The following is a 13,602-nucleotide window of genomic DNA, read 5'->3' on the forward strand; positions in this document are numbered from 1 at the left end:
ATACCATGAATAAACAAAATTCAAAAGCTATTTACCCCATCCTCTTCGGATTCTTTGTGATGGGCTTTGTCGATGTAGTAGGCATCGCTACCAATTATGTAAAGGTAGATTTTGCCCTCTCCGATACGCTAGCCAACCTGATACCGATGATGGTGTTCCTGTGGTTTGCCCTGTTCTCGATCCCGACAGGTATCCTGATGGGGAAAGCCGGGCGGCGCAATACTGTTGTGATAGCGTTGGCCGTTACCACTCTGGCCATGTTGCTGCCTTTGTTCCTCTACGATTTTGCTTCAGTCCTGCTGGCTTTTGCTTTGCTGGGTATCGGTAATACGATCCTTCAGGTATCGTTGAACCCGATGGTCGCCAACGTCGTCAACCCGGATCGCATCACCAGCGTCCTGACTCTGGGGCAGTTCATCAAGGCCATCTCTTCTTTCCTGGGACCGATCATAGCGGGAGCCGCCGCCTCTTTTTGGGGTGACTGGAAACTGATTTTCGCCGTCTATGCAGCAACGACACTTGTTTCTACCGTCTGGTTGATCTCGACCATTCCGGGAAAGGAAAAACTGGAAGAAGCGAAAGCTACTTTTGGAACGACGTTATCTCTTTTCAGCGATAAATATATAACCTCCCTGTTCCTGGGAATTCTCTTTATAGTCGGCATAGATGTCGGCTTGAACACGACTATTCCCAAACTCCTGATGGAGCGTACCGGCATGGCTCTTTCCGAAGCCGGATTAGGAACCAGCTTGTATTTTGCCGCCCGTACAATCGGTTCGTTTGCCGGTGCTTTCCTGTTGGCGAAACTTTCGGCAAGCCGTTTCCTGAAATATAGCATGTTTGTCGCCATCGTGGCGTTTGTCCTGCTGTTGGCGGTTCCCGACACATGGAGCATGTTCGTGATGATCGTTATTGTGGGACTGGCTTGTGCGAATGTCTTCTCGATCATCTTCTCGTTTGCCCTTCAGCATAAACCGGAGCGTGCGAACGAAATATCGGCCCTGATGATCATGGGAGTATCCGGCGGTGCGCTGATCACTCCGCTGATGGGGATTGTTGCCGACGGTTTCGGGCAGGTTGCCGGATTATCCATCCTCCTGCTCTGTATCCTTTATATTTGTCTTATATCTTTTGGAATCGATAAAAAATAGATGCTTATGAAAACACTAAAGACCTTATTTCTGGCAGGATTGGCATTGTTCGCTATGTCGTCCTCCGTATGGAGTGCTTCGACAGCGCCTCCGGCGATCGAAACCCACCTGTTCCCAGCCTTATATAAAACGGCGAAAGGCCCGGTGCAGAAAGTACGGGTAACCATGAAGCATAGCGGTGCGCCTGTTACTGCTACGCTTATGTTGGGAGACCAGTCGCGAAAGGAGAAGTTGAATGATGGCGCTAACCAGTTCTTTTTTGAGATACCGGCTGTACAGTCCGCTGTGCAACTACCTCTGACGGTAATGATTGGGAAAGAAAAAGAGTCTGCTCAGGTAGAAGTGAAACCTGTCCGCCATTGGCAGATGAATATGGTACAGCATACCCATACGGATATCGGTTATACCCGTTCGCAGACCGAGATTCTGGCGGAACACCTCCGTTACATCGACTATGCGCTCGACTATTGCGATGCAACCGACAATTACCCCGACTTCGCCAAGTTCCGCTGGACTTGCGAGATCGCCTGGGCTGTCAGCGAATACCTGAAATGCCGTCCCGCCGAACAGATCGCCCGGCTGAAGAAACGGGTAGCGGAAGGACGTATCGAGCTGGCCGCCATGTATCTGAACTTCGACGAACTGCCGGACGAACAGACATTGGCTGCCTCTTTGTATCCCCTGAAACAATTCCGCGATGCCGGTTTGAAGGCGGAAGTCGCCATGCAGAACGATGTGAACGGTATCGGCTGGTGCTTCAGCGAGTTCTTTGCCGACGCCGGTGTGAAGTATGTCAATATGGGAACACACGGCCACCGTGCCCTGATCTGTTTCGATATCCCGACCGTCTTCTGGTGGCAGTCTCCTTCGGGAAAGAAGGTGCTGACCTATCGTGCCGAGCATTATAACCAGGGTAACTTCTTCGGTATCCATACCGATAACTTTGAACAGTTTGAGGAACGCGTTCTGAATTATCTGGGAGAGATGGAAGCGAAAAACTATCCGTACGATATCGTTGCCGCCCAGCACTCCGGTTATTTCACGGACAATTCGCCTCCTTCGACCAAGAGTTGCGAGATGCTGATGAAATGGAACGAGAAATACGAATGGCCTAAACTCCGTACGGCCGTAGCCAGCGAGTTTATCAAAGAGGTGGAATCGAACTATGCCGATAAGATACAGACCATCCGTGGCGCATGGCCCGACTGGTGGACCGACGGTTTTGGATCCGGAGCACGTGAAGCGGCCATATCTCGTATCACCCATTCGGATATTATCGCCAATCAGGCAGGATTATCTTTTGCCGGTATGCTCGGAGCCAAACTTCCCGCGCAGATAGACGACCAGATATACGATATCAACAAAGCGTTGTTGTTTTATGACGAACATACGTTCGGTTACAGTGAAAGTGTACGTGATGCCTATTGCAAGGAGACTTGGGAACAACGTTCCTTGAAACAGTCGTATGCCTGGGAGGCTTACCGCCATTCCGGCTTGCTGGGAGAGGTGACGATGGGATTGCTGCAGTCTTTCGTGCCAAAAGCCGAATATCCGTCTGTTGCCGTCTTCAATACCTTGAACTGGACGTATAGTGGCATCGCCAAAGTATACATCGACCACCAGATCCTACCGCGCGAAAGGGTATTCGAGATAGTGGATGCTTCGGGCAATGTCATTCCTGCCCAACCGGCAGAAAGCCGTTCGGACGGAACGTACTGGTCTCTTTATGTAAAAGACGTACCGGCTCTGGGATATGCGCAATATTATATTAAGGTAAAAGATGCTCCCCGTGCAGCTATACAATCGGCAGAGAAGCTGGAGAATGCGCATGTGGAAAATTCCTGGTATTCCATCGACTTCAATCCGCGTAAGGGCACTATCAGCAAACTCTTCGACAAGGAACTGAACAAGGAACTGACGACGCCGAATGCAGAGTGGGAGATGGGAGAGTTCATCTATGAGATCATCGACAGTCGTCATCCGATGGAACAATACCGTGCCCCGCAATTCCTTCGCCGCCGTCCGGAACGGATCCGTTTCGAACGTTACGAGAAAGGCGACATCTGGGATACCTACCGTTTCCGTGGCGAGACGGTTGCCGGCCGCGAGCCGAACAACCTGATGGTGGAGTTCCGTGTCTTCAACGTGACCAAGAAGATAGAAATCGTTTACCGCCTGCGTAAGAAAGCCGTTACCGATCCGGAAGCTGTTTACATCTCCTTCCCGTTTGAAGTCAAGCAGGGTAAGATCTTTCTGGATGTCCCCGGTGGAAATATTCAGGCTGGTGTAGATCAGATACCCGGATCATCGAACGACTGGTACACGGTCCAGAACTTTGCCACGGCACGCAACAGCGAGTCGCAGGTTGTTATGGGTAGTCCGGAAATCCCTTTGATGCAGTTCGGTGCGATCAATACAGGACGTTATAAAGCCGGCGCCGTTCCGCAGTCCACCAATATGTATTCCTGGCCGATGAACAATTATTGGGTAACCAATTTCAATGCCGACCAGATGGGCGAGTTGCAATGGAGCTATTTCATCAACTCCGATAAGGACAACTCTCTTGGCTATGCCACCCGTTTTGCCTGGGAGAACCGTATCCCGTTCCTGACCCGCGTATTGCCGGCTGGTGCCAAAGGTTCCAAGGTCATCTCGCCGGCCTCCGTCTTTACGATTACCCCTGCCAACCTGTTGCTGGTAAACATGAAGCCTGTTGAAGGAGAAAAGGCCGTCATGCTCCAGTTGCGCGAGGTGGATGGGAAACCGGCTACCTTCGCCGTTACTTCCGATAAGGTCAACTTCACGAAAGTGACGGTTTGCGATGTTGTGGGAGACCCTGTAACCGGAAACGGAACGACAGACTTTGCTCCGTGGGAGAATAAGTTTATAAAGTTATCCTGGTAGTCTCGGATGAAAAAAATAGAGCATGCCGCTTATGGAAAGATTCTTCGGAAGGGATGGCTTTTCATAAGCGGCATTTCTTTTTACCTCTCCCTCTCTGTCGTTTGATAAGGAAATATTTCTTACCTGAACTTTATTGCGATGAAAGTATCTTTTATATCTTTGTCGTGGCAATAACATTCATGTCTATGAGTTTTTATAAAAACAAGTAATTCCTGAGATAAAAATGCAAGTGGAAAATACAGATATTTTGCTGAAAGATGTACGGAATAATTTTGACAAAATCTATGTGATGTATTATTCCCGTATGTTTCGTTTTGCAAAGGAATATGTATTGTTTGATGAAGATGCGGAGAATATAGTACAGGATGTTTTCCTCCTGTTATGGGAGAAGAGAGAGGTGCTGGATATACAGATAAGTTTGGTTTCTTATCTTTTTGCATTAGTCAAAAATAAATCCCTTGATTATCTCAGGCGCAAAGTCATAGCAGACGAATATAAAGAGGAGCTTAGTGCAAAGCTGGCATCTTTGGAATCACTGAATTATTCTTTTACTTCGGATGAAGAGATAGAACAAATACTGATGACTGCTATCGATAAACTTCCCGAACGCTGTCGCCAGGTCTTTCTTAAAAGCCGTATCGAAGGGAAAAAGAACCGTGAGATCGCCGACGAACTTGATTTATCGATGAGTACCGTAGAGAACCAGATGACCATAGCCTTACGGAAACTACGCATAGAACTAAAGGACTACCTGCCTTTATTACTCTTCCTATTGGATGTTAAATAATATTTATTTGCATACTGGCTTTGGGAGTAAATGGATTTTGAAACGCTCTCCCTGTATACAAGCCGGAAAATGCACTACTTAATAACTAAATATTTTGAAGGAGAAATAACAGCAGAAGAGAGAAAGCTGTTATTCTCAAGGATTCGGACGGATGCGAAAGTCAGAAAAGACTTCTCTTCCGTGCAGAATCTGTATGCATTATCCTCTTGGTTACCGAAAGAAAATGATGAATTGAATGCCGTCGATAAACTGGCAGGTTTCAAACAGGCTCATTGCAGGAAGAAACATAATCCGGTACCTTTTATGAGACATGTGGCAGGCTATGCCGCGGCCATCTGCCTGACTATCCTTTCCACCTGGATAGTGTTGGACAACCGACAATCTCCGGAAGAGCATATTGCTTATGAAGAGTTCTCCATACCTTCCGGCCAGCGGGCGATGGTGAAGTTACATGACGGGACGACTGTATGGCTGAACGCCCGTTCCACACTCCGGTATCCGAATCGTTTTACCAGCGGAGAGCGTAAAGTGGAATTGGACGGCGAGGCCTTTTTCGAGGTCGAACATGACGAACAAAAGCCATTTGTCGTATCGACTGAAAAGCTGGATATAAAAGTGTTGGGTACAAAATTCAATGTATTTGCCTATAAAGGCAGGAATGAGTTTAATACGGCATTACTGGAAGGTTCGGTCAAAATATATGAACGGGAAGACGAGGCTAAAGCTCTGTTTATGAATCCTAACGAATGTGCCGAATTAAAAGACAATAAATTAGTAAAACGTCCTATGGGAAATACCGATTTCCTGCTGTGGAAAGAGGGTATTTATGCATTTGATGACGTCCCGTTTGAAGAAATAATAAAGAAACTCGAACTGTATTATGATATCGGGATAACGGTCAGTAACAGCAAGCTTATGAAATATAAATTCAGTGGAAAATTCCGGCAGCGCGACGGGGTGGAAAGTGCACTCCGTACATTGCGGAAAGTCTATTATTTTACGTATATGAAAGACGAAGAAAATAATAGCATAATAATCAGATAAAATAGAGAGATCATCAAATATGTTTAACCTTTAAATTATTTATTGCCTATGGAAGTATAAAGAAGAAAAAACGGCCGAAAGACGTTCCCGCATCCATTCGGCCGTCTGCTAACACGTAATCAAAAATAATTAAGTATTAACAAGTAAACAATACAAAGTTATGAAAAAAGAACCGAAAATTCTAAATGTTATGAGAATTTCAGCCATTCTGCTTTCCCTTTGTGTATTCTCTTCCTTTGCATCGAAAACAAGCTCGCAAAACGTGAAGGTGAATATCAGTGGAAAGACTATGACTATTGCGAATTTTATAGACCAGGTCGAACAACAAACCGACTATCTGTTTGTCTATAGTAAGAATGAAGTAGATGTGAATAAAACCATTCCTGTAAAAGCCGGCAACAGAACTGTCGCCCAATACCTGAATGATGCTTTTGCAGGCTCGGAAGTGAAGTTCGCTTTTGAGAATGATTATATTGTATTGACGAAGAACAGCCTGCCCTCCATCAAACAGCATGGTAAAAAAGTAACCGGTTCGGTGACCGATTCGTCAGGAGAGCCTATCATCGGTGCCAATGTGGTAGTAAAAGGAACGACCAATGGAACGATCACCGATGTCGACGGTAAGTTCTCGCTGGAGATACCGGATAAAGCAGTATTGGTAATTTCTTATATCGGTTACCTCACCCGTGAAGTCCCGGTGAACGGCCAATCCACAGTTAGTGCGGTATTGGCGGAAGACACGCAGGCACTGGACGAAGTGGTCGTTGTAGGTTACGGAACGATGCGTAAATCGGATGTAACAGGATCTATCGGAGTTGCCAAGGGGGAAGAACTGACGAAAAATCAGAACTTCAGTGCGCTGGATAACCTGCGAGGTAAAGTATCTGGTGTCAATATCTTTTCAAACTCCAGCCAGCCGGGAGCCTATTCCAACCGTGTTATTATCCGTGGTATGGCGACTATCAATTCATCTTCCGAACCGTTATATGTAGTGGACGGTGTCGTAATGGAGGACTTCGGATTGGTGAATCCGAATGATATCGAATCGATGGAAGTACTGAAAGATGCTTCCGCCGCAGCGATCTACGGTGCCCGTGGTGCGAATGGTGTCATTATGGTAACAACCAAGCGCGGAAAGAAGGATGGCGAAGGAACAGCCGTGAGCTATCAGGGATCGATCAGCGTTAGCCATATTGCACGTAAAATGGACCTGTTGAATTCTCAGGAATGGTGTGATACCTTTATGAAAGGATTGGAAAATGAAAACACTTACATGGGAAAGAACTGGTCTCTGGATCGTTCCTACTGGTTCCACGACCGTAATTACTTCGATGAGAACGGTAACCCGTTGTACGATACGGACTGGCAGGATGAAGCTACCCGTACAGCCGTTTCACACAACCATCAGATAAATATCCAGCAGGCAGGTAAGAACTCTTCCATGGGTGCTTTCCTGAATTATACCGACCAGCAAGGTATTGTAAACAATACGTATAATAAACGTCTGAATGCAAAGATCGCCTACGATGCCAACCCGACCCCGTGGCTTTCTACAGCCGTGAACCTGTTGGTCAATCATACCTGGGGACGTTATACTCCGGAAGATGGCGGCGGACAGGATGCCCGGCGTACAATGATCGAGATGGTTCCCTGGTTGCCGGTATACGATGCCAACGGCGATTATACGACCAGCACCACTTCTCTGACGGAAAGTAATTATTTCGGTTTGGAGGGTATGTCCAATCCGGCAATGATCCTGGACTTGCAGAAACGTATGCGTTATAATACGCAGATATTCGGTAATGCCGCCCTGACATTCCATTTGATGGACGGTCTGGACCTGAAGACCCAGTTCGGTATCGACAGCCATAATGCGACATACAGAGGCTATTCTTCCATTTCCCTGAATAACATCTCCATGCCTAACGGTTGGGCTGAATACCAGAACTGGAATTCTCTGTACTGGCAGGAAGAAACTTATCTGACTTATAGCAAAGTTTTCGGTCAGCACCGTATAAATGCAATGGCGGGATTATCCTGGCAGGAACGTACGCAACGTTGGAACAAGTCTCGTACGGAAGGGTTTGCCGACGACTTTTATGAAGACAACAACATGGCTGTCGGAACCAATCCGAGCAGTCCGGAATCAAGTTGGGAACGTTGGGCTATGAACTCCTATTTCCTGCGTTTGGCTTATACTTATAAAGATCGTTATTCGGCAACGGTAACAGGACGTGTCGACGGTTCTTCCAAGTTCGGAGATAATAATAAGTATGCCTTTTTCCCGTCAGCAGGTCTGGCATGGAATATTTCGCAGGAAGATTTCCTGGCGGACAGCGAGGTGATAAGCAACCTGAAGCTGCATACCAGCTACGGTCTGACAGGTAACTCGGAAATCGGCCCGTACAACTCTTTGGGTAAGACAGATGCCGGAACGCACCTGATCGACGGTAAACGTGCTCCCTGGTCTTATATCAAAACCATGTCAAACCCGGATTTGAAATGGGAAAAGACAGGACAGTTTGATATCGGTTTCGATATCGGCTTCTTCCAGAATCGCCTGAACTTCGATATTGCTTACTACAATAAGAAAACGACCGATCTGTTGCTCGATTGTCCGGTTCCTCACTCTACCGGTTTCAGTACTATCTTTAAGAATATCGGTTCTGTAAGGAACCAGGGTATGGACCTGATGGTGAATGCCACTCCGGTGCGTAGTAAAGATTTCACCTGGAACTCTGTTGTGAACCTGAATTATAACAAAAATAAAATCCTCGCTTTGGGTGATACCGATGCCGATGTGTACCTGTATGACTGGGTAGGTGGCGGAAGTATCCTGCGTGTAGGCGAAAGTATGGGTAGCTTCTATGGCCTGGAACGTCAGGGCGTTTATACCATAGAAGATTTTGAAGCCGGTAATTGTGAAAAGAGCCAGGTTGGCCGTGCAAAACGTTCTTCCGAAAAGACCATCATCGGTAAAGGATTACCTGATTGGACCGGTAGCTGGATCAATAATCTTTCTTACAAGAACTTCGACCTTACACTCGACCTGCAGTTCGTTTGGGGCGTTGAGACACTGCAACGTTTCTTCCACTCGACTTACGACCGTTTCGGTATTACCAATGGCCTGAAGAATATCCTTTATGATGCTTACGACGGAACAAATCCGGGAACCATGCAGCAGATGATCTATCTGCAGAGCGCCGAGCATAACGGTGTAAAACATGCCGGTCAGGATACTACAACCGATTCGCAATGGGTTGCCAACGGTTCTTATCTGCGTTGTAATATGTTGCAGATCGGATATACTTTCGATAGCAATGTCGTTAAGAAGATCGGTTTGTCCGGTTTACGTCTGTATGCAAGCGGTAACAACCTGTTCCAGATCGTTTCCAAAGATTTCCTGGGCTACGATCCCGAATCGACATCGGAAACCAGTTCGACTGATAAAGGAGCCGGTAAGTTTGGTCAGAACATGACGTTTTTCTCTTACCCGAGAGCAAGAACATTCACTTTTGGTGTTAATGTGACTTTCTGATTCATTTAACTTATTAAGACTATTAAAATATGAAAAAGATACTAACGACCGCGATTTTATGTGCCGGACTGTTCAGCTTTACGGCATGCAGTGATTTTTTGGATGAGAACCCCAAAAGCCAGCTGACTACTGTGGGATATTATACAACGGAAGCACAGGCTCTGGCAAATGTCAATTATCTGTACCGCACAGGGGCCATTCGTCAGATAGCCTCCGCTCCGAGTGCGTATGTAGGAAGTTTCGCCTCTATTACCGGATTACTGACCGGCTATTTCCTGAACAGTTACGAAGGACAGGAGATCGTGTGTAAATATTCCCGTGAGTTGAACCGCCAGCAATATACCATGCAAATATCCGGTACGATGGACGGGATATGGGATGCCTGTTATAAGGCCATCAATGTCTCTAATGCCGCCATCAAAAGTATTCCGGATATCAAGATGGAGGAAGCCCTGTCCAAAAAACTTATCGGAGAGGCGAAGTTCTTCCGTGCCTTCAATTATTTTTATCTGGTAAAGACCTTTGGTGCCGTACCGTTCTATACGGAACCGTATGTTACTGCCGAAAACATGGAACTGGACCGTACGGGTGTGGAAACTATTTATGCCCAGATCGAGACCGACCTGAAAGAGGCGGCCGATGCACTGCCGGCGGCTAAGTTTGCGGATAATTCCCACAGGATCACTAAATATGCGGCAGCTATGATGTTGACCTCTGTGTATATGCAGCAAGGTAAGTATGCAGAAGCAGTCCCGTATGCGAAGATCGTAATCGATTCCCCGCACAGCCTGGCTACGAATGACGACATGAAGATGAACAGTGCCTTCAACAAACTTCGTTCGACCGACGATCTGGATGAAGTGATCTATGCCCAGGAGTATGATAATGCGGTAAATACCAGTGACTGGTTCCCGACTTATGCCTTTAATTCGAGTGCCGTTTCCGTATTCGGAACTTATTCGATCTTCGAACGTGTCTATGGTCCGACGGACGAATTCCTGAATGTATACGAAAAGAACGACTTGCGTATTCAACCGAACCAGTTCTTCCATTGGGAATACACCAATCCGAATACAGGGGCGACATGGTCTTCCAAGAATGCGGGCTGCTGGTATTATTACGACGAAGACGCTTTGCTTAGTACCGGTAAAGGAACGAAAGACTGGAATGTCTACCGGTATGCCGAAGCATTGCTGGACGGAGCCGAAGCTATCGCTCAAAGCCAGGGAGTAACGGCCGAAGCTGCCGGTTACCTGGCACAGGTGCAGGCACGTGCCGATATGGAAGGTAAAACGGCTGATCAGATCGCTTCCGAATTACAGAAACTGTCGAAACAAGCCTTTATCGAAACCTGTTGGACCGAGCGTTTACGTGAGTTCCCGCTGGAATATAAGATATGGGATGATTGTGTGCGTACAGGTAAATTCCCTGTGATCTCCAAAACAGAGGCCGGCCGGATCGATTATGTCAACCTGGTGGGGGCACAGAATGCTTCCGGTGCGACATTTAAGGAAACCGACCTGTTGTGGCCGATCTCTGTAAATGAGATGCAACGTAATCCGAGTCTGACCCAGAACCCCGGTTATTCTGCCCGGTAAAAGATACTAGCAATGGATAAAAAGTGTTTTTAATTTAGTCGATCATTTTACATGTTAATGGTCAGAAATGGGAGAGGAGGAGTAGGATTACTCCTCCTTTTTTCATAAAAAGAGCCCCTTTATGTGATTTTGTATGCGAATTAAAGATATTTGTGTTCTTTCTGTACCGGATTGTCTTTATATTTGTGTGAATAATGAATTTGATGATTTGGCTAAATTTAAACTTGTGATATATCAACTAAAAATAAGTAAAACATGAATAAGAAAAGTGTATTGGCTCTTGCTTTGGTCACGATGATGGCCTGGGTAGGGAAGCCTGCTATGGCAGCTACCGGTACGGGTGCCTTCGATCCGGTAGAGTATGCAATGCCGTTGATGGGAACTCAATCGAGTTTCGAGCTGTCGACAGGAAATACCTATCCGGCTATTGCGCGTCCCTGGGGTATGAATTTCTGGACGCCACAGACCGGAAAGATGGGAGACGGATGGCAGTATGTCTATACGGCAAATAAAATTCGTGGTTTCAAGCAAACCCATCAGCCAAGCCCGTGGATCAATGATTACGGACAGTTCGCGATTATGCCGGTGGTAGGTACTCCGGAGTTCGATCAGGATAAACGTGCCAGCTGGTTCTCTCATAAGAGCGAGGTGGCTAAACCTTATTATTATAAAGCCTATCTGGCTGACCATGATGTGATAACCGAACTGACGCCGACCGACCGTGCAGCACTGTTCCGTTTCACTTTCCCGGAAAACGACCATTCCTACATTGTTGTCGATGCACTGGATAATGGATCTTATATCAAAGTCATCCCGGAAGAAAACAAGATCATCGGCTACTCGACCAAGAATAGCGGTGGTGTTCCCGAGAACTTCAAGAACTATTTCATTATCGAGTTCGATAAACCTTTCACTTACGAAGCCACTTTCGCCGATAATTCTTTGAAAGAAGGCGCGAAAGAACAGACTTCGAGCCATGTGGGAGCTGTGATCGGTTTCAAGACAAAGAAGGGAGAAATCGTTCATGCCAAAGTCGCATCTTCTTTTATCAGCTTCGACCAGGCTGTCATCAATATGAAAGAGTTGGGTAACGATAATTTCGATACCCTGGTTTCCAAAGGCAAACAAGCCTGGAACGATGTGCTGGGTAAGATCGAAGTGGAAGGCGGTACGTTAGACCAGTATCGTACATTCTATTCCTGCATGTACCGTTCCCTGCTGTTCCCTCGTAAGTTCTACGAAATCGATGCAGCCGGAAATGTCGTTCATTACAGTCCGTATAACGGCGAAGTACTGCCGGGATATATGTTTACGGATACCGGTTTCTGGGATACCTTCCGTGCCCTGTTCCCATTCCTGAATCTTATGTATCCGTCGATGAATAAAGAGATGCAGGAAGGTTTGATCAATACATATAAGGAAAGCGGCTTCTTCCCGGAATGGGCAAGTCCGGGACATCGTGGTTGCATGGTAGGTAACAACTCGGCTTCCATCCTGGTCGACGCTTATATGAAAGGTGTGAAAGTGGATGATCTGGAAACCCTGTACAAAGGTTTGATCCACGGTACGGAGAATGTACATCCGACTGTTTCTTCAACCGGCCGTCTGGGACATGAATATTATAACAAACTGGGTTATGTTCCTTACGACGTGAAGATCAATGAGAATGCAGCCCGTACGTTGGAATATGCTTATAACGACTGGTGTATCTACCAGATCGCTAAAGAACTGGGCCGTCCGAAAAAGGAACTCGACCTGTATGCAAAGCGTGCTATGAACTATAAGAACCTGTATGATAAGGAAACCAAACTGATGCGTGGTAAGAACGCCGACGGTAAATTCCAGTCACCGTTCTCTCCGTTGAAATGGGGTGATGCCTTTACGGAAGGAAACAGCTGGCATTACACCTGGTCTGTTTTCCATGATCCTCAGGGACTGATCGACTTGATGGGAGGAAAAGATTCTTTCGTTATGATGCTCGATTCCGTATTTGCCGTTCCGCCATTGTTCGACGATAGCTATTATGGCCAGGTGATCCACGAGATCCGTGAAATGCAGATCATGAACATGGGTAACTATGCTCATGGAAACCAGCCGATCCAGCATATGATCTACCTGTATAACTATGCCGGACAGCCCTGGAAAGCTCAGTACTGGCTGCGTGAAGTGATGAACAAGATGTACACCCCGACACCGGACGGGTATTGTGGTGACGAAGATAACGGCCAGACTTCTGCCTGGTATGTATTCTCTGCTCTTGGTTTCTATCCGGTTGCTCCGGGTACGACACAGTATGTGTTAGGTGCTCCGTTGTTCAAGAAGGCTACTTTACATTTCGAGAACGGCAAGAACCTGGTGATCAATGCTCCCGATAACAGCGACAAGAATATCTATATCGAATCGATGTCGTTCAACGGCGTGAACTATACAAAGAATTATCTCGATCATAACGAACTGCTGAAAGGTGGTGTGCTCGATATCAAGATGGGCGACAAGCCGAATCTGAACCGGGGCGTTAACCCGGAAGATCTTCCTTATTCATTCTCTGTAGATGAAAAAAAGAAGAAATAACAATATATT

General features: G+C 46.6%; 7 protein-coding genes. All 7 read left to right on the top strand.

Features of this window, described 5'->3' with window-relative positions; genetic code table 11:
* Nucleotides 1–5: 5 nt before the first annotated feature.
* Nucleotides 6–1,151 (top strand): sugar MFS transporter, encoded by a 1,146-nt coding sequence (locus tag DWX23_RS09590; RefSeq protein WP_122352455.1) that lies wholly within the window; start codon nucleotides 6–8, stop codon nucleotides 1,149–1,151.
* Between the two features lie 6 nt (nucleotides 1,152–1,157).
* A complete protein-coding gene (locus DWX23_RS09595) occupies nucleotides 1,158–4,055 on the top strand; it encodes a glycoside hydrolase family 38 C-terminal domain-containing protein (RefSeq protein WP_122374419.1) in 2,898 nt (965 codons plus the stop codon).
* Between the two features lie 223 nt (nucleotides 4,056–4,278).
* A complete protein-coding gene (locus DWX23_RS09600; protein WP_122352456.1) occupies nucleotides 4,279–4,842 on the top strand; it encodes an RNA polymerase sigma-70 factor in 564 nt (187 codons plus the stop codon).
* Between the two features lie 69 nt (nucleotides 4,843–4,911).
* Nucleotides 4,912–5,886, top strand: coding sequence for a FecR family protein (locus tag DWX23_RS09605; RefSeq protein WP_122374420.1), 975 nt, complete (start codon nucleotides 4,912–4,914; stop codon nucleotides 5,884–5,886).
* 160 nt (nucleotides 5,887–6,046) lie between these two features.
* A complete protein-coding gene (locus DWX23_RS09610) occupies nucleotides 6,047–9,424 on the top strand; it encodes a TonB-dependent receptor (protein WP_122374314.1) in 3,378 nt (1,125 codons plus the stop codon).
* Between the two features lie 29 nt (nucleotides 9,425–9,453).
* Nucleotides 9,454–11,022, top strand: coding sequence for a RagB/SusD family nutrient uptake outer membrane protein (locus DWX23_RS09615; protein WP_122374315.1), 1,569 nt, complete (start codon nucleotides 9,454–9,456; stop codon nucleotides 11,020–11,022).
* 255 nt (nucleotides 11,023–11,277) lie between these two features.
* Nucleotides 11,278–13,593 (top strand): GH92 family glycosyl hydrolase, encoded by a 2,316-nt coding sequence (locus DWX23_RS09620; protein ID WP_122374316.1) that lies wholly within the window; start codon nucleotides 11,278–11,280, stop codon nucleotides 13,591–13,593.
* Nucleotides 13,594–13,602: the final 9 nt, after the last annotated feature.

Source organism: Parabacteroides sp. AF18-52, assembly GCF_003479145.1.
GTDB classification, from domain to species: domain Bacteria; phylum Bacteroidota; class Bacteroidia; order Bacteroidales; family Tannerellaceae; genus Parabacteroides; species Parabacteroides faecis.